Origin of the sequence: Microbulbifer sp. MI-G (genome assembly GCF_030440425.1) — a bacterium.
In the GTDB taxonomy this organism is placed as follows: Bacteria; Pseudomonadota; Gammaproteobacteria; order Pseudomonadales; family Cellvibrionaceae; genus Microbulbifer; species Microbulbifer spongiae.
Window position 1 is genome coordinate 308045 of the sequence record NZ_CP098023.1, and the last position, 24022, is coordinate 332066.

At 56.8% G+C, this 24022-nt stretch carries 21 protein-coding genes; 14 read left to right on the forward strand and 7 right to left on the reverse strand.

Annotated features, from left to right (window positions below):
* The first annotated feature begins 36 nt into the window (after positions 1–36).
* The 7 genes from bioD to creD all read left to right on the forward strand — a co-directional run bounded on the left by bioD (position 37) and on the right by creD (position 7279).
* Entirely contained in the window at positions 37–723 is a 687-nt protein-coding gene (gene bioD / locus M8T91_RS01330) for a dethiobiotin synthase (protein WP_301416076.1), read from the forward strand.
* 106 nt (positions 724–829) lie between these two features.
* Positions 830–2611: an acyl-CoA dehydrogenase C-terminal domain-containing protein gene (locus tag M8T91_RS01335; protein WP_301416078.1), complete on the forward strand. Its 1782-nt coding sequence runs from the start codon at positions 830–832 to the stop codon at positions 2609–2611.
* A 108-nt stretch (positions 2612–2719) separates the two neighbouring features.
* Entirely contained in the window at positions 2720–2911 is a 192-nt protein-coding gene (locus M8T91_RS01340; protein WP_301416079.1) for a DUF3094 family protein, read from the forward strand.
* An 8-nt stretch (positions 2912–2919) separates the two neighbouring features.
* The gene (locus M8T91_RS01345) at positions 2920–3588 is read left to right on the forward strand and encodes a nitroreductase family protein (protein ID WP_301416081.1); all 669 of its coding nucleotides are present in this window, start codon (positions 2920–2922) and stop codon (positions 3586–3588) included.
* Positions 3589–3695: 107 nt separating this feature from the next.
* On the forward strand, positions 3696–4382 hold the full coding sequence (creB, locus tag M8T91_RS01350) for a two-component system response regulator CreB (protein WP_301416083.1): 687 nt from the start codon (positions 3696–3698) through the stop codon (positions 4380–4382).
* A 1-nt stretch (position 4383) separates the two neighbouring features.
* Positions 4384–5808, forward strand: a complete 1425-nt coding sequence (gene creC, locus M8T91_RS01355) for a two-component system sensor histidine kinase CreC (RefSeq protein WP_301416085.1) — start codon at positions 4384–4386, stop codon at positions 5806–5808.
* A gap of 118 nt (positions 5809–5926) precedes the next feature.
* Positions 5927–7279, forward strand: coding sequence for a cell envelope integrity protein CreD (gene creD / locus M8T91_RS01360; protein WP_301416087.1), 1353 nt, complete (start codon positions 5927–5929; stop codon positions 7277–7279).
* A 52-nt stretch (positions 7280–7331) separates the two neighbouring features.
* On the opposite strand, the gene M8T91_RS01365 is transcribed toward creD, so the two are convergent.
* Positions 7332–7793 carry an EVE domain-containing protein gene (locus tag M8T91_RS01365; protein WP_301416089.1) on the reverse strand — a complete coding sequence of 154 codons (462 nt, stop codon included), beginning with the start codon at positions 7791–7793 and terminating at the stop codon, positions 7332–7334.
* Positions 7794–7909: 116 nt separating this feature from the next.
* Here M8T91_RS01365 and M8T91_RS01370 point away from each other — a divergent pair, with 116 nt between their 5' ends.
* From M8T91_RS01370 to M8T91_RS01390, 5 genes are all read left to right on the forward strand, one after another.
* A complete protein-coding gene (locus M8T91_RS01370) occupies positions 7910–8998 on the forward strand; it encodes a sensor histidine kinase (protein ID WP_301416091.1) in 1089 nt (362 codons plus the stop codon).
* Between the two features lie 4 nt (positions 8999–9002).
* Positions 9003–9821, forward strand: a complete 819-nt coding sequence (locus tag M8T91_RS01375) for a LytR/AlgR family response regulator transcription factor (protein ID WP_301416093.1) — start codon at positions 9003–9005, stop codon at positions 9819–9821.
* Positions 9822–9951: 130 nt separating this feature from the next.
* Positions 9952–13047, forward strand: coding sequence for an efflux RND transporter permease subunit (locus tag M8T91_RS01380; RefSeq protein ID WP_301416095.1), 3096 nt, complete (start codon positions 9952–9954; stop codon positions 13045–13047).
* Entirely contained in the window at positions 13044–14168 is a 1125-nt protein-coding gene (locus M8T91_RS01385; RefSeq protein ID WP_301416098.1) for an efflux RND transporter periplasmic adaptor subunit, read from the forward strand. The genes M8T91_RS01380 and M8T91_RS01385 overlap by 4 nt, the downstream gene beginning before the upstream one ends.
* Positions 14169–14476: 308 nt before the next feature.
* Entirely contained in the window at positions 14477–15025 is a 549-nt protein-coding gene (locus M8T91_RS01390; protein WP_301416100.1) for a hypothetical protein, read from the forward strand.
* Positions 15026–15542: 517 nt separating this feature from the next.
* Here the strand turns inward: M8T91_RS01390 and map are convergent.
* Positions 15543–16337 carry a type I methionyl aminopeptidase gene (gene map / locus M8T91_RS01395; RefSeq protein WP_301416102.1) on the reverse strand — a complete coding sequence of 265 codons (795 nt, stop codon included), beginning with the start codon at positions 16335–16337 and terminating at the stop codon, positions 15543–15545.
* The gene (locus M8T91_RS01400) at positions 16330–16536 is read right to left on the reverse strand and encodes a ParD-like family protein (RefSeq protein ID WP_301416104.1); all 207 of its coding nucleotides are present in this window, start codon (positions 16534–16536) and stop codon (positions 16330–16332) included. Before M8T91_RS01400 ends, map begins: the two co-directional genes overlap by 8 nt.
* Positions 16537–16686: 150 nt before the next feature.
* Between M8T91_RS01400 and M8T91_RS01405 the strand changes: the two genes are divergently transcribed.
* Positions 16687–18390: a phytoene desaturase family protein gene (locus M8T91_RS01405; RefSeq protein WP_301416106.1), complete on the forward strand. Its 1704-nt coding sequence runs from the start codon at positions 16687–16689 to the stop codon at positions 18388–18390.
* Positions 18391–18481: 91 nt separating this feature from the next.
* Here the strand turns inward: M8T91_RS01405 and M8T91_RS01410 are convergent, their stop codons facing one another.
* The 4 genes from M8T91_RS01410 to M8T91_RS01425 all read right to left on the reverse strand — a co-directional run bounded on the left by M8T91_RS01410 (position 18482) and on the right by M8T91_RS01425 (position 21152).
* The gene (locus M8T91_RS01410) at positions 18482–19051 is read right to left on the reverse strand and encodes an OmpA family protein (protein ID WP_301416108.1); all 570 of its coding nucleotides are present in this window, start codon (positions 19049–19051) and stop codon (positions 18482–18484) included.
* Positions 19052–19196: 145 nt separating this feature from the next.
* The gene (locus M8T91_RS01415) at positions 19197–19841 is read right to left on the reverse strand and encodes an HAD family hydrolase (RefSeq protein WP_301416110.1); all 645 of its coding nucleotides are present in this window, start codon (positions 19839–19841) and stop codon (positions 19197–19199) included.
* A 15-nt stretch (positions 19842–19856) separates the two neighbouring features.
* Complete coding sequence (locus tag M8T91_RS01420) at positions 19857–20222, reverse strand: hypothetical protein (RefSeq protein WP_301416112.1); 366 nt, start codon at positions 20220–20222, stop codon at positions 19857–19859.
* Positions 20223–20405: 183 nt separating this feature from the next.
* The gene (locus tag M8T91_RS01425; protein WP_301416113.1) at positions 20406–21152 is read right to left on the reverse strand and encodes a 16S rRNA (uracil(1498)-N(3))-methyltransferase; all 747 of its coding nucleotides are present in this window, start codon (positions 21150–21152) and stop codon (positions 20406–20408) included.
* A gap of 1334 nt (positions 21153–22486) precedes the next feature.
* Between M8T91_RS01425 and M8T91_RS01430 the strand changes: the two genes are divergently transcribed.
* Positions 22487–23773, forward strand: coding sequence for a M12 family metallo-peptidase (locus M8T91_RS01430; protein ID WP_301416115.1), 1287 nt, complete (start codon positions 22487–22489; stop codon positions 23771–23773).
* The last annotated feature ends 249 nt before the right edge of the window (positions 23774–24022 follow it).

Genomic DNA, 24022 nt, shown 5'->3' on the forward strand with positions numbered 1-24022 from the left:
AAATGTGCATATTCTTGGTCAGGGGAGGCGAAGGCCTTGGGCAGAACCTATTTTGTTGCCGGTACCGATACCGAAGTGGGCAAGACCTTTGTGAGCGCAGCCCTGCTCACCGCAGCCGCGAATGCGGGCCTTCAGACCGCGGCGGTAAAGCCCGTGGCCTCTGGCTGCGCGCGTACCGAAGCTGGACTGCGCAACGGAGATGCCTTGCTGCTGCAGGGGGCCATGACCCTGGAACTGGACTACCAGCAGGTGAATCCATTTGCCCTGGAACCCCCCATCGCCCCTCATATTGCCGCCATTGAAGCGGGCAAGCAGTTGAGCGTGTCGCGTATGGCCGGCATCTGTCGCGGTGTGATGTCCGCCGGTGCCGACCTGGTACTGATCGAGGGCGCCGGTGGCTGGCGCACGCCGCTGGGGCCCAGGGTCCTCCTGTCGCAGCTGCCACGGGAGTTGAATACCCCGGTGATCCTGGTGGTGGGGATGCGGCTCGGCTGCATCAACCACGCCCTGCTGAGCGCCGAAGCCATCTGCCGCGACGGCCTGCCGCTGGCTGGCTGGGTGGCCAACTTTGCCCGCGAGGGGATGGCACGCGCAGAGGAGAACCTCGCCACTCTGGAAGCGCTGCTGCCGGCGTCCCTGCTCGGCGTGGTGCCCCACAGCGAGACACGGGATTACCGCGAGGCGGCCCGACATCTGGATATCCGCCCGCTGCTGCCCGCCTGATCCACGGCTCCACAGGGGCTCGCGGGATTCCAAACCGGTTGACTTTGAACGCCTGCAGACCTAGATTCAAACAAGCGTTTGAAACACTGGAATGAGGACCGGGAGCATGGCCGACTACAAGGCACCACTGCGGGAGATGCACTTCCTGTTGCACGAGGTATTTGCCGCGGAAAAACTCTGGGCGGAACTGCCCCAACTGTCCGGGGTCGTGGATCGCGAGACCGCCGACGCGATTCTCGAGGAAATGGCCAAGCTGGCCGCCAATACCCTGGACCCGATCAACCGCAGCGGCGACGAGGAGGGTTGCCACTGGCGTGATGGTGAGGTGACCACACCGGCGGGCTTTAAGGAGGCCTATGCCACGTTTTGCGCGGGTGGCTGGGGCGCACTGCTGGGCAATCCCGAATACGGCGGCATGGGGATGCCGAAGATGCTGGGTGCCCAGGTCGAGGAAATGCTCAATGCGGCGAATATCTCCTTTGCCCTCTACCCGGTATTGACCAATGGCGCCTGCCTGGCGATCGACGCCCATGCCAGCGAAACGCTGAAGCGGAAATATCTGCCCAGGATGTACGAGGGCACCTGGGCCGGTGCTATGGACCTGACCGAGCCCCACGCGGGCACCGACCTGGGTATTATCCGCACCAGGGCCGAGCCCTGCGAGGATGGCAGCTATTGCATAACCGGCAGCAAGATTTTTATTACCGGCGGCGACCAGGATCTGTCCGAAAATATTATTCACCTGGTGCTGGCCAAGCTGCCGGACGCGCCCAAGGGCCCCAGAGGCATCTCCCTTTTTCTGGTGCCGAAATACACAGTGAACGAGGATGGCAGCGTCGGTGGGAGCAACAATGTGCGTTGCGGCTCTATCGAGCACAAGATGGGCATCAAAGCCTCCGCCACCTGCGCGATGAACTTCGATGGCGCCCAGGGCTGGCTGGTGGGCGAGGTGAACAAGGGGCTCGCGGCCATGTTCACCATGATGAACTACGAGCGCCTGGGGGTGGGTATCCAGGGGCTCGGTGCCTCTGAGCGCTCCTACCAGAATGCCCTGGCGTATGCCCGCGAGCGTATCCAGAGCCGCTCGCCCGCCGGTGCCCAACAACCCGGGCAAGTGGCTGATCCGATTATTGTGCACCCGGATGTGCGCCGGATGCTGCTGACCCAGAAAGCCCTGGTGGGTGGCGGTCGCGCCCTCTCCACCTATGTGGCCCAGTGGCTGGACATCGCCAAGTTTGGCGAGGGTGACGCCAGAAAAAATGCCGAGGCCATGGTGGCCCTGCTGACGCCGGTAGCCAAAGCCTTTACCACCGATATGGGTCTCGACTGCACCGTGCTCGGCCAGCAGGTGCTGGGCGGCCATGGCTATATCCGCGAGTGGGGCCAGGAGCAACTGGTGCGCGATGTGCGTATTACCCAGATCTACGAGGGCACCAACGGCATCCAGGCCCTGGACCTGGTGGGCCGCAAGACCGTTGCCAATGGCGGCGCGCTGTTCGAGGTGTTTGCGACGGATGTGCAGAATTTTATCGATAGCGAGGTGGATTGCGAGGCAATGGCGGAGTTTATCCAGCCCCTTGCGGCGGCGTTGCAGCGCCTGCGTGAAGCCACCGGGAACATGATTGCGGCCACCCGGGAAGACCCCTGCGCACCGGGTGCGGCTTCGGTGGAATACCTGCACCTGTTCGGCTATGTGGCCTACGCCTTTATGTGGGCGAAAGTGGTTTCCGTGGCGCAGGCCAGGCAGGAGGAGGACAGTTTTTACCGCGCCCAGGTGAAAACCGCGCGCTTCTATTTTGCCCGCCTGCTACCGCGTACCCAGGGTTTGGCTGCCAGCGTCAATGCCGGCAGCGCAGCCCTGATGGATATGGAGGAGGCGCTGTTCTAGGTGCTGCCAAACGCCGGCCGGAACGCCCCGCAACGCGGGGCTTTTTGCTAGAGTCGCCGGTGGCTTTCCCCTACAATCGGGGCGCAATAAGAATGCGGGAAAGTACCCATGTCCGATACTCCACCGAAAAAGCTGTCCGACGAGGACCAGGCCCGGGTTGAGCAGTACCTCAACAGCGGCGTCAACCGGGTTGATCGCCGCCCGTTTCGCCCCTGGCTGCTGCTGTTGGTTATCCTGGTGGTATTGACACTGCTGTCCCTGCTCAGCCTGTTGATCGCCCGCGCCAAGGGTGTTGTTTAGGGGGGCCTATGAGTACAGAAAAATCCTTTCGGCCATTGGATTTCACGCAACTGGATGAAGCGGAAATGTGCCGCCGTGCCGCTGCGTTTTACCAATTGATGCGCCGGCGTCGCTCGGTGCGGGATTTCTCCAGCAGGCCGGTGCCCCGTGCCGTGATTGAGCATGCGTTGTGTGCGGCGGGCAGCGCGCCCAGTGGTGCCAATATGCAGCCCTGGCACTTCGTGGTGGTGGAGAGCGCCGACATCAAGCGCCGTATCCGCCTGGCCGCGGAGGAGGAGGAGCGCGAGTTCTACCAGCGCCGCGCCTCGGAGGAGTGGCTCAATGCCCTGGAGCCCCTGGGTACCGATGCCCACAAACCTTTCCTGGAGTCAGCCCCCTACCTGATTGCGATATTCCTGAAAAAGTTTTCCAGTGATGCTTGCGGTGCGCGCCGGAAGAACTATTACACGGCGGAATCGGTGGGTATTGCCACAGGGATGTTAATTGCGGCCCTGCACGATGCCGGCGTGGCCACCTTGACCCACACTCCCAGCCCGATGAAGTTTCTCAATGATATCCTCGCCCGCCCCGCCACGGAAAAGCCCTATATGCTGCTGGTGGCCGGGCTGCCGGCGGAGGGGGCCGAGGTGCCGGCAATCGACAAGAAGCCGCTGGAAGACATTGCAGACTTTGTGTGAGGTGCCCGGGGTACGGCTTTGGGATTGGGTGTGACCCTGGGTACTGTGCGCCAGGTGAGGGGGTACAGCGCCTGTAAAAAACCGGGAGTGTTTGAGCGCGGGGTCCCATGTCAAAAATACTGATCGTCGAAGACGAAGCCGCAATCGCCGACACCCTGATTTACGCCCTGCAGGCCGAGGGCTTTGCCACCCACTGGCTGACCGTGGCCGCTGAAGCGCTGGCGCTGCTCGAGCGCGAACCGTTTGACCTGGTCATCCTGGATGTCGGGCTGCCGGATATCAGCGGCTTTGAGGCCTGCAAGCGCCTGCGACGTTTTTCCGAGGTGCCGGTTATCTTTCTCACCGCACGCAACGCGGAGATAGACCGGGTGGTGGGTCTGGAGATCGGCGCCGACGACTATGTGGTAAAGCCCTTCAGTCCGCGCGAGCTGGCGGCGCGGGTCAAGGTCATCCTCAGGCGCATGGCACCGCACACCGACAAGCCCACTGCGGAGGTGCCCCTGGGGCCGTTTCGCATCGATCTGCTGTGCTACCAGATTCATTTCCATGGCCAGTTGCTGCCCCTGACCCGCCACGAATTCCGCCTGCTCGAGACCCTGCTGGGCCAACCCGGGCGGGTATTCTCCCGCGAGCAACTGCTGGACGCCCTGGGGGTGGCTGCGGAGGCCGGTTACGAGCGCAATATCGACAGCCATATCAAGGGATTACGCGCCAAATTGCGGGTGGTGTCCCCTGTTGCCAAACCGATCCAGACGCACCGCGGACTGGGTTACAGTTGTTCCCCGGCGCGCTGAGATGCCACTGGGCATCCGCATCTTTGCGGTCTATTTCCTGTTCGTTGGCCTGGCCGGCTGGTTCGTGCTGAGTACCGTGACAGATGAAATCCGACCCGGTGTGCGCCAGTCCACCGAGGAAACCCTGGTGGACACCGCCAACCTGTTGGCGGAGATTCTGCGCGAGGAGGTCAAGGCCGGTCACCTGGCCCAGAGCCATTTGCCCGAGTTGCTCGAAGCCTATGGCCGGCGCCAGCCGCAGGCGAATATCTGGGGATTGACCAAGCGCGCCGTCAACCACCGCATCTATGTCACCGATGCTTCCGGCAGGGTCCTGCTGGATTCCAGCGGCCGGGCGCTGGGCCAGGACTACTCGCGCTGGAACGATGTTTACCTGACCCTGCGCGGAGACTATGGCGCGCGCACTACCCGCGAAGACCCGGATAATCCGGAATCCTCGGTGATGTATGTGGCAGCCCCGATCCTTGATGGCGAGCAGATCATCGGTGTCGTCTCGGTAGCCAAGCCCAACCGCACCCTGCAACCCTATATCGAGCGATCGCAGCGGCGCCTGCGCTGGTTTGGTGTGGGATTGATCGCCCTCGGTCTGCTGGTCGGCGCGCTGCTGTCCTGGTGGCTCAGCAGCGCCCTGGGTAAACTGACCCGCTATGCACAGGCTGTCAGTGCGGGTCGTCGCGCCGAGCTGCCGCGGCTACCCGGTGGCGAACTGGGGCAGCTGGCCAGTGCGGTTGAGCATATGCGCGTTGAGCTCGAGGGCAAGGATTATGTGGAGCGCTATGTGCATACCCTGACCCATGAATTAAAAAGTCCTTTGGCAGCCATTCGCGGTGCTGCTGAATTACTGGATGGAGAAATGCCAAAGGCGCAGCGGCAGCGCTTTGTAAGCAATATCCAGCAGGAAGCCGGGCGCCTGCAGCAGTTGAGCGAGCGGCTTTTGCACCTGGCCCAAGTGGAGCAACGCCACGGCCTGGAGGAACAGGAAGCGGTGCCACTGGCCTTTTTGCTGGAGGAGTTGTTAGAAGCCCAGCAATCGCGTATTACTGCTGCAGGGTTGAAGCTTGAGGTTGTATTTGATCACGCATTAGAGCTTTATGGAGAGCGTTTCCTGTTGCGCCAGGCACTGGCCAACTTACTGGATAATGCCCTGGATTTCACCCCGCAAGAGGGGTTGATTCGCTTTACCGCCAAGCGCAAACAGGCGCATATCGAATTGTGCCTGTTCAATCAGGGAGAGGCGATTCCCGACTACGCTCTGGAGCGTTTGACCGAGCGCTTCTACTCCTTACCCCGGCCAGGCAGCGGGCGTAAAAGTACCGGTCTTGGCCTCAACTTTGTGCAGGAGGTGGCCGGGCTGCATGGTGGTGCTCTGTCTGTCAGCAATGTGGAAGGCGGTGTGGAGGTGCGCCTGAATCTGCCGAGTGCCTGAGTGCAGGTGCCTACTGGTTTACACACAATCGCCATACAGTCTCCATGCTCTCTCCACAAGCATCCCATATTCACTCTTCAGACTTACTGTATCGAAATTCGACAGTGAGGTCTGAAGCATGAACCGGGTCCTGGCTTTTAAATTGGGTGCAATCGCCCTTCTCATTCTGCTGCTACTGATACCCCTGCATATGATTGGGGGAATGATCGATGAGCGACAGCAATACCAGCGGGGTGTGCTGCAGGATATTGCACGCAGCTCCAGTTACAGCCAGCAGATCCTCGGGCCCATTCTGGTGCAGCCTTACGTAAAAACCGTTAAGCAGTGGAAGACCAATGAGCAAACCGGCAAGCGCTACGAAGAGGAGCGCGAGGTGAGTGGACACCTGTATTTCCTGCCCGAGCGTTTTGCTTTTGATGCTGATATGACTACCGAGCGTCGCGCCAGGGGTATTTATGAAGCGCTTCTCTACCACAGCGATAGCAAAGTGAGCGGTATGTTTCAGATACCGCCGCGGTTGGGGTTGGGAGATGATTTGGATACATATCGGCTCGGGGTTCCGTTCCTTTCCGTGGGGATCAGTGATATCCGGGGTATTCGCAATGGTTTACAGCTGCAACTGAATGGCCAGACCCTGCCATTTGCGCCGGGTAGCGGGGCACCGATTGTTGGTAGCGGGATACATGCAAAGCTGCCAGCATTGGATCGCGAGGGAGGGCAACCTCTGGAGTTTGCTTTCGACCTGAAACTGCAGGGCACAGAGCATCTGCGCTTGGTCCCGGTTGGCCGCGACAGCCAGGTGATGCTGAGTGGCGACTGGCCCCATCCAAGCTTCTTCGGAGAATTTTTGCCCAATCGTCGCCAGGTGGATACAAGCGGTTTTACCGCAGAGTGGCAGACCAGCTTCTTCGCCACCAACCTGGAGGAGGTGTTGCAGCAGTGTGGTTATAGCAGTGAGTGTCAAGCGCTGTTACAACGCAGCTTTGGAGTCAGCTTCCTTGATCCGGTGAATCAATACCTGAAAACTGATCGCGCGATCAAGTACGCACTGTTGTTTTTAGCCCTGACATTCGCCACCTTCTTCTTGTTTGAAATCCTCAAGCGCCTGGCGGTACACCCGGTACAGTATGCGCTGGTGGGGTTGGCATTAGCCTTGTTTTACCTGCTGTTACTGTCACTGTCTGAGCATATCGCTTTTGCAAAAGCCTATGTATTGTCGGCAGCGGCATGTGTGGGACTGATTGGCTTCTATACCAGCTCAGTACTGCACAGCTGGCGCCGGGGGTTGGGCTTTGCCTTGCTGCTGGCAGCGCTTTACGGCCTTCTTTACGGATTGCTCAGCGCCGAGGACTATGCCTTATTAATGGGATCGCTGTTGGTGTTCGGGGTTCTCGGCTGCACCATGGTGCTCACCCGCAAGCTGAATTGGTATAGCGTTGGACGCAGTGCTTCGCAAGATAAAAAGTCATAGCCTGTTAAGACTCTGCTTCTTCTATAAAACCGGGGCCTTGTATCGGTCCCGGTTACCTTTCCCCCAAGCGCACTATGGTGTGCCACTCCTCGACCGCCACAGGTTGTATTGATAATCGTCCCTGCTTAACCAGCATCATGTTTTCAAGTTCAGAGGTCTGCTTGATTTCAGCCAGGGGAACCGGCCGTGCAAATTCACTGCGCCAGCTTAAATCGACGCAGTGCCAGCGCGGCTCATCCGCGCTTGCCTTGGGATCGAAGTATTGACTGTCCGGGTCGAACTGGGCCGGGTCCGGATAGGCAGCGCGGGTCACCTCGGCGGTGCCTACCACCGCGGGTACCTTGCAGGCGCTGTGGTAAAACAGCACTTCATCGCCTGGTGAGACCTGGTCACGCAAAAAGTTGCGAGCCTGGTAGTTACGAATACCATCCCAGCGGCCGCAGCCACCTGGCTCGGCGGCGAGGTCCTGCAGGCTGTATTCGTCGGGTTCGGATTTGAATAGCCAGAATGCCATGCGGCAGTTTGTCCCTGTGCTGCGCCGGGTGGTGTTTCGCCGGCGATCAGTGCCATTTAGTATGAACCTATACTACGGTGTCAAATCGACGTCTTTTTTCATGCCAGCGGGAGATTATGGGAAACAAAGCATTCCAGTGGCTTTCACAGTGCCTGTCCAGCCACCGGTCCAAGTACTGGGCCCTGCAGTTCAGCGGTTGGGGCGGCTATACCCTGCTGACGTTTGTGGGCAGCTTTTTCTGGGTTCAGGACCACTGGTTACACACGGGATATATCGCTGTAGCCACGGTCACCGGGGTGCTCCTGAGCGAGGCCATGCACGCGGGTTTCCGGCGTCTCTGGAGCAGGCCACCGACCACCCGCTTTCTGGGCTCTCTGCTACTAGTGCTGGTGGTGGCGGCGGTGTGGGCGGCGATCAAGTTCACGGGTTCCCTGTGGCTGTATGGCAATAAGAGTGAAGAGCATCCGGCGGTGCTGGCCACCTATTGGTTTTCCTATTCGGTCCTGATTCTCACTACCTGGGCGGCACTCTATTACGGCATCAAGTATTACCGTGCTTCCCAGACCCAGCAGGCCAAGGCCCTGCGCGCGGAGGCGATGGCGCACCAGGCCCAGTTGAAAATGCTGCGCTACCAGTTGAATCCCCATTTTCTGTTTAACACCCTGAACGCCATTTCCACACTGATCCTCGATAGCGAAGGGCGCACCGCCAACACGATGGTGACGCGCCTGTCCCAGTTTCTGCGCCACTCCCTGGACAATGACCCTATGCAGAAGGTTACCCTGGCCAAGGAAGTAGAGGCGCTGATGCTCTACCTGGATATCGAAAAGGTGCGCTTTGGCGACCGCTTGGGTGTGCGCCTGGAGTTGCAGGGGGAATCGCCCCGCGCCCTGGTGCCGAGTCTGCTGCTGCAGCCATTGGTGGAAAACGCGATCAAGTACGGGATTTCGCAGCTGGAGTGGGGCGGTGAGATCAGTATCAAAGCGCGGGTTTTTGCCGGGGAGCTATTACTGGAAGTCAGCGACAATGGCCCCGGTATGTCGGAGGAGGCACTGCGCCGGACCGGCAAGGGCGGTGGCGTGGGTATTCGCAACACCTGTGAGCGCCTGCGGGCACTGTATGGAGACGATCAGAGAGTGCGTTTCGGCAACCAGCCCGGAGGCGGTCTGTCGGTGAATATACGCATCCCCTATGAACAGGAATAGTGAGATGAGTGCAGCTGATGAAAGCCTGAGCGCAATTATTGTCGACGACGAGCCCCTGGCGCGGCGCGGGTTGCGCCTGCGCCTGGCGCAGATGCCCGGTGTAGAGGTGATCGCTGAGTGTAGCAATGGGCGCGAGGCCCTGGAGCAGATCCTCACACTGAAACCGGATGTGGCTTTTGTGGATATTCAGATGCCGGGGATCAACGGTTTGCAGCTGGTGCAGCAGATTCCCATGGAACAGCTGCCGCAGGTGGTGTTCGTGACCGCTTACGATCAGTATGCGGTGAAGGCCTTCGAAATCAATGCTGTGGACTATGTGTTAAAACCCATTGAGGAGGAGCGCCTGGAATTGGCACTGAGCCGCGTGCAGGAAAAAATTGCCACGGCGGATATCGCCCAGCAGCGCGAGCAGCTGCTGGAGGCGGTGGCGGATTTGACCAGGCAATCTCCCGAAGTGCTGGAGCAGAAGCTGGCGAGTGGTCAGATCGCCGGCAGCGCCTATCCGGATAAGATCGCGGTGAAGGATTCCGGCAAGATCACCCTGGTGCCGGCGCGCGAGATCGACTGGATTGATGCCGCCGGGGACTACATGTGCGTGCACGCTTGCGGTGAAACCCACGTGATGCGCATTACCATGAAAGAACTGGAACAGCAGCTGGACCCAACATGGTTCCAGCGTATCCACCGCTCCACGATTGTAAACCTGAGCCGCGTGCGGGAAATTCGCGCACACATTAACGGTGAATACCATCTGGTCCTGGAGAATGGTGAGTGCCTGAAAATGAGTCGCAGTTATAAAAGCAAGGTGCAGCACTTTTTGTAGCCCAGGCGCAGTGCAGTCACCATGTTATCGATGACTTGACCGATAATTCCGGGCGATTAGCCGCAAAGCCCTTGTCTGCACTTATTCACGCATTAGCCTTTGCGGCCAATAACAAAAAAGGGTCACAGGAATGGCACTGACGAGGGCTGCGCTGAACAATCCCGCCGCCGCCGGTGTGGCCGTCGTATTGGCCGTCTTGCTGGGTGTCTTTCTCGCCGGCCGCCTGCCGGTGCAACTTTTCCCCGATATTGAAAATCCGCGTATTACCATCCAGGCCAGCTGGCGCGCCGCGGCGCCCAAGGAAGTGGAGGCGGAAATTGTCGAGCCGATAGAATCGGTACTGCAGGGCCTCGCCGGCCTGGAGAGGATGCAGGTGAACGCCGGTCGGGGTGGTGCCTCGGTAAACCTGGAATTCAGCATGAGCACCGATATGGACAAGGTGCTGATTGATGTAATCAACCGCATGAGCAGCCTGCCACCGCTGCCGCGGGATGCGGAGCCGCCGCGGGTGATGCTCGGTGGCTGGGGGGGCGATGCCACCGCGCTCACCTACTTCTTTTTGCAGAAACTGCCCGGCAATCCCAATCACCTGGATGATTACGCCGGCCTGATCGAGGATATGTTGCGCCCGGAACTGGAGTCCGTACCCGGCGTTGCCAGTGTACAGGCCCAGTCCGGCCGTGCTGCGCAGGAAGAATTACAGGTGATTTTCGATCCCTGGAAAGCGGCGGAACTGGGTATCCAGTTACCGGCGATCAGCCGCCAGCTGGCCTCTGCGCGGGATGTCTCCGGTGGCTTTACGGATGTGGGGCGACGCCGCTATACCCTGCGTTTTGTGGGCGAGTACCAGCCCGATGAGTTATCCGAACTGGTGCTGGAGTGGCGCGATGGCCAGCCGGTGCGTCTCGGCGATATCGCCGAAGTGCACGTGGGCCAGTCCGAATCCCGCGGGGTGACCACACAAAACGGCAACCCGGCGGTGTCCATGCGAATCAATCGCACCAATGACGCCAATATGCTCGCTACCCTGGAGCGGGTAAAACAGAAAGTCGCCGAGCTGAATACCACCAAGTTGAAGGCCGAGCAGCTGGTACTGGTGCAGTCCTTCGACGCCTCGGTTTTTGTCTACCGTGCCCTGAACCTGCTCGGCGGCAATCTGGTACTGGGCGTGCTGCTGGCAGTGGGCGTACTCTGGTGGTTTATGCGGCGCATGGGCGCGACCTTGATTGTGGCCGCCACCATCCCTATCTCGCTGCTCTCCACCTTTGTGATTCTATCTGCCGCCGGGCGCAGTGTGAATGTGATTTCCCTAGCCGGTCTCGCCTTTGCCACCGGCATGGTGCTCGATGCCGCTATTGTTGTGCTGGAAAATATTGTGCGCCTGCGGGAAAAAGGGCTCGCGCCCCGGGAAGCCTCGGAACAGGGCGCATCCCAGGTGTGGGGTGCCCTGCTGGCCAGCACGGCGACGACCGTGGCGATCTTCCTGCCGGTATTTTTCCTCGACAGTGTCGAGGGGCAGGTGTTCGGTGACCTGGCTCTGACCATCGCCGTGGCTGTAGTGTTCTCCCTGCTGGCGGCCGTGGCCATAGTGCCGCTCGCAGCCAAGCTGTGGCTGCCACCGGTGGCCAGCGAGGACCGTCTGGCGCGTGTGTGGGGAAAAATCACCGCGCGGGTAATGGCGCTGACCAGCACCCGCGGGCGTCGCTGGCAGGTAATCGGCGGTTTCCTGATGGTGCCTATTGCCGCCACTTACCTGCTGCTGCCCAAACTGGATTACCTGCCGCCGGTCAAACGGGACGCGGTGGATGTGTGGATGAATTTTCCTTCGTCCACCAATACCCAAACCATTGAAAGGGAAATTGTCAATGAGCTGGACCGGCGCATGGCGCCTTATATGCGTGGTGAGCGCGAACCGGCCCTGAAGAACTATTACATTATTTCCTGGCCCAACGGGGGCACCATGGGGGTGCGCGTACAGGATCTGGGGCAGGCCAAGGAGATGGAGCGCCTGTTGCGCGAAGAAATCCTGGTGGATATTCCCGACTTCCAGGGCTTTGCCGCGCGCGGCAACCTGTTCGGCCAGTTTGGCGGCGACCGGCGCATCGCCCTGCATCTGCAGTCCCGCGATGCAGATGGCCTGATGCGCGCTGCTACCCGCGGTGTGGCGGTGTTGGAAGAGATCATGCCGGGTACGCCGGTGCAGACCAATCCGGGTCTGTCCCTGTCGGAACCGGAGTTGACGGTGCGCCCCAATGACCGCGCCATGCTGGAGCAGGGCTGGAACCGCCAGGATATGGGCAGTTTGATCCGAACCCTCGGCAATGGTCTCTATGTGGGGGAGTATTTCGATGGCGAGAGGCGCCTGGATGTGATCTTCAAGGCACAATCCTGGCGTACCCCGGAGCAGTTACAGAACACTCCGCTGGTTACCCCGCGCGGTGAGGTGGTGGCTTTGAACCAGCTCGCCAGCGTGGAGCGCACCGTGGGCCCGGGCAGTCTGCGCCGGGTGGATGGCCGCCGTACCGTAACCTTGAATATCGTACCGCCGGACGATGTGTCACTGGAGGAGGTGCGCGCACAACTGGAGGCGGAAGTGCTGCCGCGGATTCGCGCAGCCCTGCCCGCTGATGGCAGCATCCTGGTGGGCGGCAACGCCAGTGACCTGGATAAGGCACTGGTGTCTCTCTCGCAGAATTTTGTCCTGGCGCTTCTGATCCTGTTCCTGTTGATGAGCGCACTGTTCCGCTCCCTGCGCGATGCCGGCCTGGTACTGCTAACGGTACCTCTCGCCACGGTTGGCGGCGTGCTGGCATTGCGACTGCTGAACCTGGTGAGCTTCCAGCCATTGGATCTGTTGACCATGATCGGCTTTGTGATTTTACTGGGCCTGGTGGTCAACAACGCTATCCTGCTGGTGCACCAGACACGCGCCGCGGAAGATAACGGCGCCACCCGTGTGGCGGCGGTGGAGCAGGCACTGCGCTTGCGCCTGCGTCCCATTTTTATGAGTACCCTGACCAGCGTATTCGGCATGCTGCCCTTGTTGGTCGCGCCCGGCGAGGGCAGTGTGATCTACCGCGGCCTGGCCGCGGTGATTGTCGGCGGTATGGCGGTCAGCACCCTGTTTACCCTGATTTTATTGCCGGCCCTGTTGCAGATCGGACAACTGCCCCTGCCGCAATTCACCCGTCTGCGCATGAAACTGGCCGTGAGGAGTTCCCGATGAAACCGTTTTTAGCCGCAGTGGCTCTGTCCCTGCTTGCAGCCGGCCCGGCGCTGGCCCAGCGCGGCGCTGTGGTGGTCACTGTGGACAGGGCGCAAACGCGCGAGATGGCGCCGAGCCAATGGTCTGCCGGCCAGGTGGTGAGCCGCCGCGATGTGCGCATCTCTTCGCAGTTGGATGGTGTGCTGGAGTTTGTGGCCGAGCCCGGCAGCCTGGTAAAAAAGGGCGAGCGCCTGGCGCAGCTGGAGGCCACGCACTGGCGGTTGCAGTTGCGCAACAGCGAGAGCCGCATCGCCCAGTTACAGGCCCGTCTCACCTATATGGATGCGCACTTGCAACGCCTGAGCAAGCTGGCGGAAACCAACAGCACCTCCCGTGCAGCGCTGGAGGAACAGCAGGCCGAGCGCGAGGCCATGGCACAGGACCTGCTGGCCGCGCAGATCGAGCGGGACAGGCGCGCCTTTGAAGGCTCCAAAACCACAATCGATGCACCATTCGACGCTTTGGTGGTAAGCCGGGAATTACAGGCGGGGGAATATGTGCGCACCGGCTCCGAACTGTTGCGCGCGCTGGATATGTCTCAACTGGAAGTGGAGGCAGATATTCCCCTGGCAGCGCTGCCGCTGATCAATGCCGGCGATACCATTGCCCTGCGCAGCGATGTGGTATCCCGCTCAGAAGAGGAACGCGCCAGGGCGCGGGTATTCACTGGCAAGGTGCGGCAGTTTGTGCCCGTGGCCAGCGACAATTCCCGCCGGGTCAAGCTGATGGTACAGCTGCCCCGGAGCGCGTCGCAACAGTGGGACTGGATTGTGGGTATGCCGGTACAGGTAGCCGTACCCCTGTCGGAGGTGCGCGCAATCCTGGCCGTACCGCGGGACGCGCTGGTATTGCGCAATGGCGATACCTTTGTCTACCGGGTGGGTAAGGATGACAAGGCAGAACGCCTGACTGTGCGTATCGGCAGTGGCGATGGCGAATGGATCGCCGTGCACGGCGATCTCGCCAGTGGTGACCGGGTCATCGTGCGTGGCGCCGAGCGTTTACAGCCGGGGCAGGCAGTGAAGATATTGGCGGAGGTTGTACGCGATGCGGAGGGGAACAACGATCACAGCGGCAGCTGATCAATTTCATTTTTTATATCAAACAGCCTTTCTTTCAATGCCTACTATTTGTCGCCTGTAAAAACCGGCAAAACGGCAGCGTTTTGTCAATATACCCTGAAGAATTTCAGATTTTGCGGTTACAGAATACTTCGAATTCTGGGACAGCGGGTGATGGCTTCTTGCAGGTGACACTAAAGCACTAAAAATGGTCGATAAATGATGTAAAGAGGCTGTTTTCTGGATTGGCAGGTCTTTGCTTTTTGGGGAATGTCCGGGATAATGATACAAAAATCATGTGTTTGTTAGGCAATTCCGGATAATTATTAATGAAAATAATGGCTTTAAAAAATTATATATTTACCCTGATAATTATCTTGAGTGGCTGCACCACAACAGAATTAAGTAATGCCTCCAAACCGATCGCAGTTGAAAAAGGGAAACTGCCGGCATCCAAAAGAATATATTATTTTCAGCATAAGCTAATCAGCAAATGGGTATTTGAATCCGAAGGCGCTTTTTTCTTTGATATCTATAATGGGCAGATTGGCCAATTGATTGAGGCGGCGTCTGAGATTGTGGATGGTGACTATGCCAGTGAAGTTACTGTTGTGCCTCTCTATGACAGGGATGCCGTGCTCATTAAATTTCCAGAACCAATAGCTTTGGCAAATTGCTTTTTTGCGCTGATTAAGAAAGAGGGGAATTCGTACTCTTATTATACTTATGAAAAGACGATGGATATTGAAGGTGAAGCAGTAGCTGGAGTGTTGGGTGGTTGGAATAGTGACGGAGGACACCGTAATTTTGGCCCGCGCGGATACAAGTCTGAAAATCAGTTTATTGCGGACGTTTTGGGCTTAGATATAAAAGATTAAAAAATACAGGAATTTTTCATCCGTCGCATAAAGTTTTCGAGTATCAAATATTTTTCAAATGCGATTAAATTAGTGGTTCACTTGCCTGGTCAATTACAAAATTAAAACAGTTCTCCATATCGCTTTTTGCAATCAATACAATTCAAATGGGGTTTAGGCGACAGCAAGTTTTGTTCCCCACCGGCTGGCGAAGCTGCTTGCAGTACACCATGGAATCCGCACTCCTTCCGGGCCTCCAGAACTTGTTTCGATAAGGGATATAGCGGGAAACCTATACTCCCTAAACGGAGCGTTTTCATCAATCCGGGTAGGCGCAAGCACAGGTATTGTTGTATGGTGGGCTGGACGTGATACGGGGTTCTGTTTTGAAACAGCACTGCCGCGTGTACAGTCAGGCTATCCCAATAGCCCCAGGGCTGTGAAAAGTTACATTAACAGGTAATCCGGATTCCAATGCAGACTCGGGGAAGCCGTGCACGTAGTTTTAGGCCCTGCATTAAACCGTTCCCGCAGGTGTTCATTCGCTGCTGGCGTGACTGTTAAATTTTTCTTCCTCTCTCAGGGTCAGTACTTCACAGCCACGGTCAGTGACCAGCAGGGTATGCTCCCACTGTGCCGATAATTTTCCGTCCCGGGTAACCACTGTCCAGCCGTCTTTCTTGATTTTGGTCTTGCGATTGCCCTGGTTGATCATGGGTTCAATGGTAAAGGTCATCCCTTCGCGCAGGACCAGTCCGCTGCCGGCACGGCCATAGTGCAGTACCTGGGGCTCCTCGTGCATTTCCCGGCCAATGCCGTGACCGCAGTATTCGCGGACCACACTGAATCCCCTGCGCTCTGCATGGTTCTGTATCGCACAGCCGATATCCCCCAGTGTTGCGCCGGGTTTGACCGCACGGATACCTGCCCAAAGGGCGTTATAGCAGCACTGCACCAGTTTTTTTGCACCCGGGGTGACACGGCCAATCATGTACATCTTACTGGCGTCGGCAATATAACCGGATTTTTCCAGGGTGATATCCACATTGAGGATATCGCCGGTGCGCAAGCACAGGGACTGGTGTGGCAGGCCGTGACAGACCGCGTTATTGACAGAGGTATTAAGCGCGTAGGGATAGTTGTACTGCCCCTTACTGGCCGGTCGTGCCCTCAATTGCCCGACAATAAACGCCTCGGCCCGGTCATTGATTTCCATCGTGGAGATGCCGGGTGCGATAACCTGATCGAGCAAGGCAAAGACACGGCTTAAAAGCCTGCCGGCATTGCGCATCAATGCCTGCTCCCGGGCAGTTTTGATCCTGATGTTATTCACGGGCCAGCGCTTCCAGGGTGAGTGGTTGTGTTTGTAGCAGCTTTTTGCACAACTGATTGTAATTCAGCTGCGGATTCAGCTCGGCCAGCAGGCCGATCTTGATCCAGTACTCGGCCTGGGCGTTGATTGAGCGGGTCCAAATGGCACTTGCCTTGCGAATCTCATTGTGCAGGTTGTCGGAAATCTTCACAATACCCATTTTATATATTCCATATATGTTTTGTTCTAAATTGTATATGAAATAATTTCCTGGAGACAAGATGAAGTCCATTATTCTTATGCAACTTATTGCATAGCAACAATCGGCACGCTATGGTGAGGAGATAACAACAAAAGTGAAGCTGCCACCATGACAGACACCGGCAATAAGAAACGCAGTGCCCCCAAGCCGAGTCGCCTGCGTATTGGCCGGCGCTACCGCACCAGCCGCCTGGCAGGGCCCTATGATGCCCTGGTGATTGGCTCAGGCATCGGCGGCCTGACCACCGCGGCCATGCTCAGTGCTGCCGGCAAGAAGGTTGTGGTGCTGGAACAGCACTATACAGCGGGGGGGTACACCCACGCCTACGACCGCAACGGCTACGAATGGGATGTGGGCGTGCACTATATCGGGGATGTGGGCGATCATCCCACCATGACCCGCAGGATTTTCGATTTTATTTCCAATCACCAGTTGCACTGGGCGCCCATGGACGACACCTATGACCGGATCTGTATCGGCAAGATGCAATGCGATTTGCGTGCCGGGCGCCGGGCCTTTGTGGATACCCTGGTAAAAGACTTCCCCGATGAGCGGGAAACGATAGAGCGGTATTTGCTGTACCTCAATACGGTGGCCAAGTCCATGCGGCGGGTGGCGATAGAAAAACTGCTGCCTTCCTGGTGTGGACCGGCGGTGCGCCTGTGGAGAAAGCTGCGCGATCCGGCCTGGCTGAACAAAACCACCCGCGAAGTGCTCAATACGCTGACCAAAAATGAAAAACTGATTGCAATTCTCACCGGTCAATGGGGTGACAATGGCATGCCCCCGGCCCAGAGCAGTTTTATTATTCACGCGTTGATTGCCAAGCACTACCTGTATGGCGGCTATTATCCGGTGGGTGGGGCCAGCAGGATCGCGGAAACAATTATTCCCCGAATCCAGGCCGGCGGCGGTGAAGTCTTCACCTATGCCGCGGTGGAAACCATTCTCCTGGACGGTCAGCGTGTGCGCGGTGTACGCATGGCGGATGGTACCGAGATCGAGGCTCCGCTGGTGATTTCAGGTGCCGGCGTTTTCAATACCTTCACCCGCTTGCTGCCCCAGAGTGCCAGCGAGCGCCTGGGTTACCTGCGTCGTCTGAACAGCGTGAAGCCCTCCATGGCGCATATCTGTTTGTACATAGGCCTGGAAAAAACGGCGGAAGAGTTGCAGCTGCCAAAAACCAACTACTGGCTCTACACCAGCGAGCACTATGAACGGGATATGGGCGATTTTCTCGAGGACAGCAACAGGAAGATACCGCTGACCTATATATCCTTCCCGTCGGCCAAGGATCCCACGTTCACCCAGCGTTATCCGGGGCGGGCCACGATAGAAATTGTGGCGCCGGCCAATTACGAATGGTTTGCCCAGTGGCGCGATAAACCCTGGGGCAAACGGGGCGATGGGTACGAGGCGCTCAAGGAGGCATTCAGCCAGCGTCTGCTGGAACGTCTGTTCGAGCACTTTCCCCACTTGCGGGGACAGATTGATTACTATGAACTGTCAACCCCGCTTTCCTCGGAGTACTTCTGCTTTTACCCGCGCGGGGAAATCTACGGCCTCGACCACGATCCAAGCCGTTTCGAGCAGCGCTGGTTGAGGCCCAAGACCCGGCTCAAGGGCCTGTATTTAACCGGTCAGGATGTGATGAGCTGTGGCGTAGCGGGTGCAATGATCTCGGGAACCCTGACTGCGCAGAGTGTTCTTGGCTGGCGCAAGGGCGCAAAGCTGATGCGCCAGGTACTGGGTACGACTTCGGGTGCACCAGGCGCCAAGCGCCTAGAAGCCTCCATCAAGGCCACCCCTTGAGGGCGGATTTGCCCAGGACGTCACCGGTAGCGATGCCGGGTAAACTTTTTCCTGGGTAAACGCGCGACTGTCAATTTGCCGTTGCACCAAATCAGCGCCGCGGCAGTTGACTGGGAATCCGGTCGAAATTCAAAACCCGGATCGCCAGGCGCCGGTTTTCTTTCTGGCCTGTTTTACTGCTGTTATCCGCGATGGGGTCTGTATCGCCATAGCCCTGGGCTTGCAGCCGCTCTTCGGATATGCCCCGCTCAATCAGAAAGTGTTGAACCCAGTCGGCGCGGCGCTGGGACAAATTCAGGTTTTTCTTCGGATCACCGGCATTGTCGGTATGGCCCTCAATGGCGATTTGCAGATCGGGGAAGTCGCGCATGATGACAAGCAGTGCCTCAAGGTCGGCGATGGTCTCCATGCGCGGGGCAAAGCCTCCCGGCTCGAATTCCAGGCGCAGAATAAAGGTGTCGCCCCTTTCCCGCGAATTGCCGCGTAAAAAGCGTACCAGTGCATCGGCAAAAGGGGCTGCCTGTCGTGCCGCCTGTTCACTTTCCCCCGATTGTATCCCGGTCACGGGTTGCAGTGCATACTGTTTGTCGGAGTCGTGGCAGCCTGTGAGGAACACTGCCGACAGGGCGAAATAGCACACGGATGGGAATTTGCCCACCATAACAGGAATACCGGTTTCTCGACGTCAATTCCAGTGTAGAACAACAGCCAGGGCCATTATCCCGTGCGCAGGAGTGCCGCTTGGGGGGAGCGGAATGGGCAGAGAAGGGCGGTTGCCGGGGCATCTCCTGCGGTTTGACGAAGTATTAAATAAAGTCCAACACAGCCATCATATTGTTGATCACTTGTGCGCCAGCCCGTTCCAGCAGGTGCGCGCGCGCCGGCTGGGCGAAGCCAACCACCCGCATCCCAGCCGCGGCGGCAGCCCGTACACCGGCTATGGAGTCCTCCACCACCAGGCAGTGATCGGGCGCAATCCCCATGGTGTCCGCCGCGTGGAGGAACAGCTCGGGCCAGGGTTTGCCGCGGGACACATCCTCGGCACTGAAAATCCTGCCCTGGAAGTACTCGTAGAGCCCGGTCTTGCGCAGGGTCAATTGCATTTTCTGGTGGGAGCCGGAGGAAGCCACGCAGCTGGGCAAACCCATCTGCACAAGCTGGTCAAGCAGGCCCTCTATGCCTGCTACAGGCTGTAACTCTGCGTGAAAGGCCTCGCGGATACGCCGCTCGGTATTGCCGAAATAGTGATCCGGCAAGGGTCCGCCGTAGCGCTTTTCGATTTCCAGCAGGCAATCCTCGGCGGGGCGGCCGCTGAACTGTTCGTCGAGTTCTTCTGCGCTGGTGGGCATACCCAGCTTGTTCATCTCTTCGGCCAGTATGCGACAGACGATATGCTCGCTGTCTACCAGCACACCGTCGCAATCGAAAATGACCAATTCTGTGGAGGGCATAATAGTTTGTGGGAATCAGCGTGCTGAGAGTAGCATCAGGCCCAGTACCACGCCAAGAATACCGCTGATGCGCAGGAAATTTTCATTGCCGCGAGAGAGTTTGATCGCCAGCGCCTTGCCGCGTTCGAAGCCGATCTGCAGCATATAGGCGCCACTGAGCAGTACCAGTACGCCCAGTGCATTGAACAGAATATACCAGTGTCGGGTATCGGCAATAAGCAGCAGGATCAGGCCAACCAGAATCCGGGCCCAGGCGGAAAAGGCGTATCCGGTTTTATTCAGTCGCTCACTGAGATTGCGCGCCAAATGTGGCCGCGCGATAATCGCCACGGACAGTGTGATGATGGCGATGCCCAGAAGCCATACAATCGCTTTAATCATGATTTTCCTTCCCTGTAGTGCCGGTCTTTATTTTCGCGGATATTGACCCTATAGCCAAGCTGTCCGCCGCAGGGGCGCAGGCTGTGAAAGCACAAGGCACTCTGCGCAGGGTAGCGGTATCCCCGGGGCGATGATCCGGTGCGCCGCGCGAGAGCGGTCTGATCACCGGTAAAATACCACTGCTTACAGATCGCCCCACAGGTACTGCAGGATGGAGAGTGCAGCAATGGGGGCGGTCTCTGTGCGCATAACCCGCGGCCCAAGGCGCAGCGGGATAAAGTCACAGGCCAGTGCTGTGGCAATTTCCGCCTGTGACAGGCCACCCTCGGGGCCCACCAGCAACAGGGCGGAATCGGGCTTTTCGTGCTCGGCCTGCCAGTGATGCAGGTCCAGCCGGGTGCGGTGGTGCAACACCAGTTTGGCTGCCGGGGTGGTGTCTTGCGCGAGGTTCTGCAGATAGTGCGCCAGTTTCACCGGTTCGGCAATGTCCGGCAGCAAATTCCGCCCGCACTGCTCACAGGCGCTGATGGCAATCTGGCGCCAGTGGGTGCATTTTTTCTGCAGGCGCTCACCGGTGAGTTTTACCTCGCAGCGTTCGGTCAGCAGTGGCTGGAGTACAGTGGCCCCCAGTTCGGTCGCCTTCTGCACCACCCAGTCGAAACGCTCCCCGCGGGAAATGCCAATGGCCAGTGACAGCCCCAGAGGGGACTGGCGGTCTCCTTCCTGAAACGTATCAATACACGCCCGCACACGTTTGCCGGTTGTAGCCAAGCTGGCACTGTATTCGCCGCCGCGACCATCAAACAGCGTGAGTGGATGACCGGTGCCCAGGCGCAGGACTTTCACCAGGTGCCGCGAGGCCGCCTCGCCCAGTTCAATGTCCCGGAGTCCTGAGAGTGGTTGCGCGGAGAAGATACGCGGGATGCGCATAGAGGGGAAATCCTGTGTTGACACTTTTCCAGCTTTCGGGGCGGGAATTCCTGCAGCCCCATGACGATACCCCACAGCAGGATTGGAAACCCTTATCCAAAGCCTGCAAATAGCATCTGGACAGGCCATGTTAAAACAGGATGAAAACAGGTTTTTCTTTGCCGGGTAACGCAATCGCTGGAAATGCTTGGTGCCGGGGAGGATATCAAAAAAGGTTTGCTTTGCAAACCACGCTCACAACCATGCCTGTCAGCCTGAGATTTTAAGGGGGTTCTATTACAATTTGTTTTTAAGTGGAGAGCAGAGTTGCGATCAATCGTGCCGTTTCTGGGAAAAGGGCACCGTGGTAACCGAAGGCTGGCTGGATTGGTGCGTACCATGGATGCCTGGAAAAACGCAGAAGAATTTTTTACAGAAGTATGCTTACAAAAGAGAGGCCAAGTATAGGATATTCATGGCGGCACGCTGTTTTTTGAATAAAATGAAATAGCTGAGTTGAACTCCGGGTAGTGGTAGACAGTTTTATAGGGTGCCCTGTAAGTATCGCGAATAGTGTATAGACTCCACCGCGATGCCGGCCTGTATAACAATTCTCGGATTACCCAATTAAGGTATACGGATCCGCTGTTGAATTGCCAGCGGACTAGAACCCGGGTAATTCACAATTTCAATAAGATGCCATTAATAGGGCGAGTAAAGCAGTGCTGGGTGTCATGATAAAAGATAACATGTGGTTTTGTTAGCGCTCTATTAAGTACTGTCTGTTTCCCTTTGAGCATCCATCATCCAGAGGTTGTGCTGCAGTCTGCAATGCAATTTTATCCTTCTAGAACTTTCGTTTTTCTCTCCCTGCAAACCTGTAATGAATAAAAAGTTATCCGGTAAGCCTTCTGTTGTACATATGTGCCAGTTTTGACAGGCTGCCATTCATCAGACTTTGGCAGAATTTCCAGTGAGCGCACTCTCTCTGTTTGTGTTGGTTTCAGGGCTGTAGAACTGCGTTGATACAAAGCATAAATCTGACACGCCATCGGGCACTGTCAGAAAGACAAAATGTCCAGGTGGGATTGCAGTCGCAGTCACAATCAGGATAGAAACTATCGATATTTCTTGAAGAGGGATTGATTTCTTGGCCTATCCCTTTCGAGCTGTTTGCGTCACTGTAACTGCCTGTTATTATGTTCGCGTATAGTATATGGAATATCAATTTTCTAAATGGCCCTCTTGCTTCTCTAGCTGTAATCTAGAAAAATTTCGAAGAAGAGCAAGGTCGTCTACTGTCTAGCAATACTCACGCATACCTGCTTAAAATCTGGTATTGGAACTCAGTTACCATGGGGAAAGAAATCATGAGAGGGATAACTTTATTTAAAATTTTTCTGTTAATGCTGCTACTCACAGATAATACGATTGCTGAAGAAGTGTATGATTTGTTTTCAAAGCCCGGCAATGGAAATGCTGTGAGCGAAAAGAGTGAAATCCAGGCATCTGAACAGGGAAAAAAAGGAATTATCAATATAGGAAGGTTCAATGAAAATGTAAAAAAAATCACTCATGATTCCAGGGTCGTATTTGATTTGAAAGATAAAAAAATCTTGTTCAAGGTTGACAGGGTCGTAAGAAAGGGGGTTGAAAGATTCTCTTTTTCTGCATCAAGTGCCGATAGGGGTAATATTCAGATTTCTGAAAACAATGGCCGTGTTGTTGGTTCCCTGAATTATGCCGGTAAATTATTTAAGATAAGGTCTGATGAGAATGGCGATACTGTGTTAATCGAGGTTCCAAAAGAAGATCTGATTGATCACGATGAAGCCTATCATGAGGATTATAATTACCTTCCCTTGATTGACCAAAGCCTGCTTGACTTCGGCAGTGTGGCTGAGGCAGGTGATTCAGGTTCAGAATTTACTGTTATCGTTGCCTATACATCCAGTTTTGCAAACAGTGCAGGGGATATTACTGCGTATATGGATTTGCTTGAACTAGAAACGAATATGTCTTATGAAAACAGCGAAGTCCAAACCAGGGTAAAAATTGTCCACGCATACCAGACTGGTTATTCAGATAGCGGAAATTTTGCGACAGACCTAAACAGCTTTTCAAACACCAGCAATGCACACACGCAACAATTATATGATTTAAGAAATCAATACAATGCCGATATTATGATGCTTCTTACCGGCAACAACTATAGTGGCTGTGGTCAAGCTAGATCCATTGGCGCTACAGAACAAAATGCACTGGCTGCGGCCAAGGAGAGTTGTGCAACAGGTAACTATTCATTTGGTCACGAAATTGGGCATTTATTTGGTGCGAGACACATTATCTCGCAAGACCCCTCCATGACACCCTTCCCGTATGGACACGGCTATTGTAATGTCACTGCAGGAACCTGGCGTACCGTGATGGCCTATAATTGCCCTCAGGGAACAGGGGGATCACGTATCCAGTATTGGTCTAATCCCGATGTGTATATACAGGGACAGGCCACAGGAACAAGAGATATCGAGTTCAATGCCAAGGTAATGAACGTGCGTGCTGTGGAGGTTGCCAATTTCAGGGTTTCCCCCACTCCAAATCTGGCATGGCTGATACCGGTTTTGCATATAATCCTTTTCTAGCAAATCTACAGGCACGTTTGCCTTCTGGTGCGGGAGGTAGCTATGACTGGGAGCTGAAAAGTGACGAGACAAAGCCATTTGGGGAAAGTTGTCAGGCCGCCTGTTGGCCCTTAAATAGCGATAAAAGGGTATTTGCGTCTTTTTCCCCTGCCCGCTGCTTGCAGCGAGTCGGTGAGGGGGCGTACATGCAATGGCCCAAAGCCGGTTTCCGGTTGGCGTGCCCATTATTTTTGGGTCCGCCTGCATAGC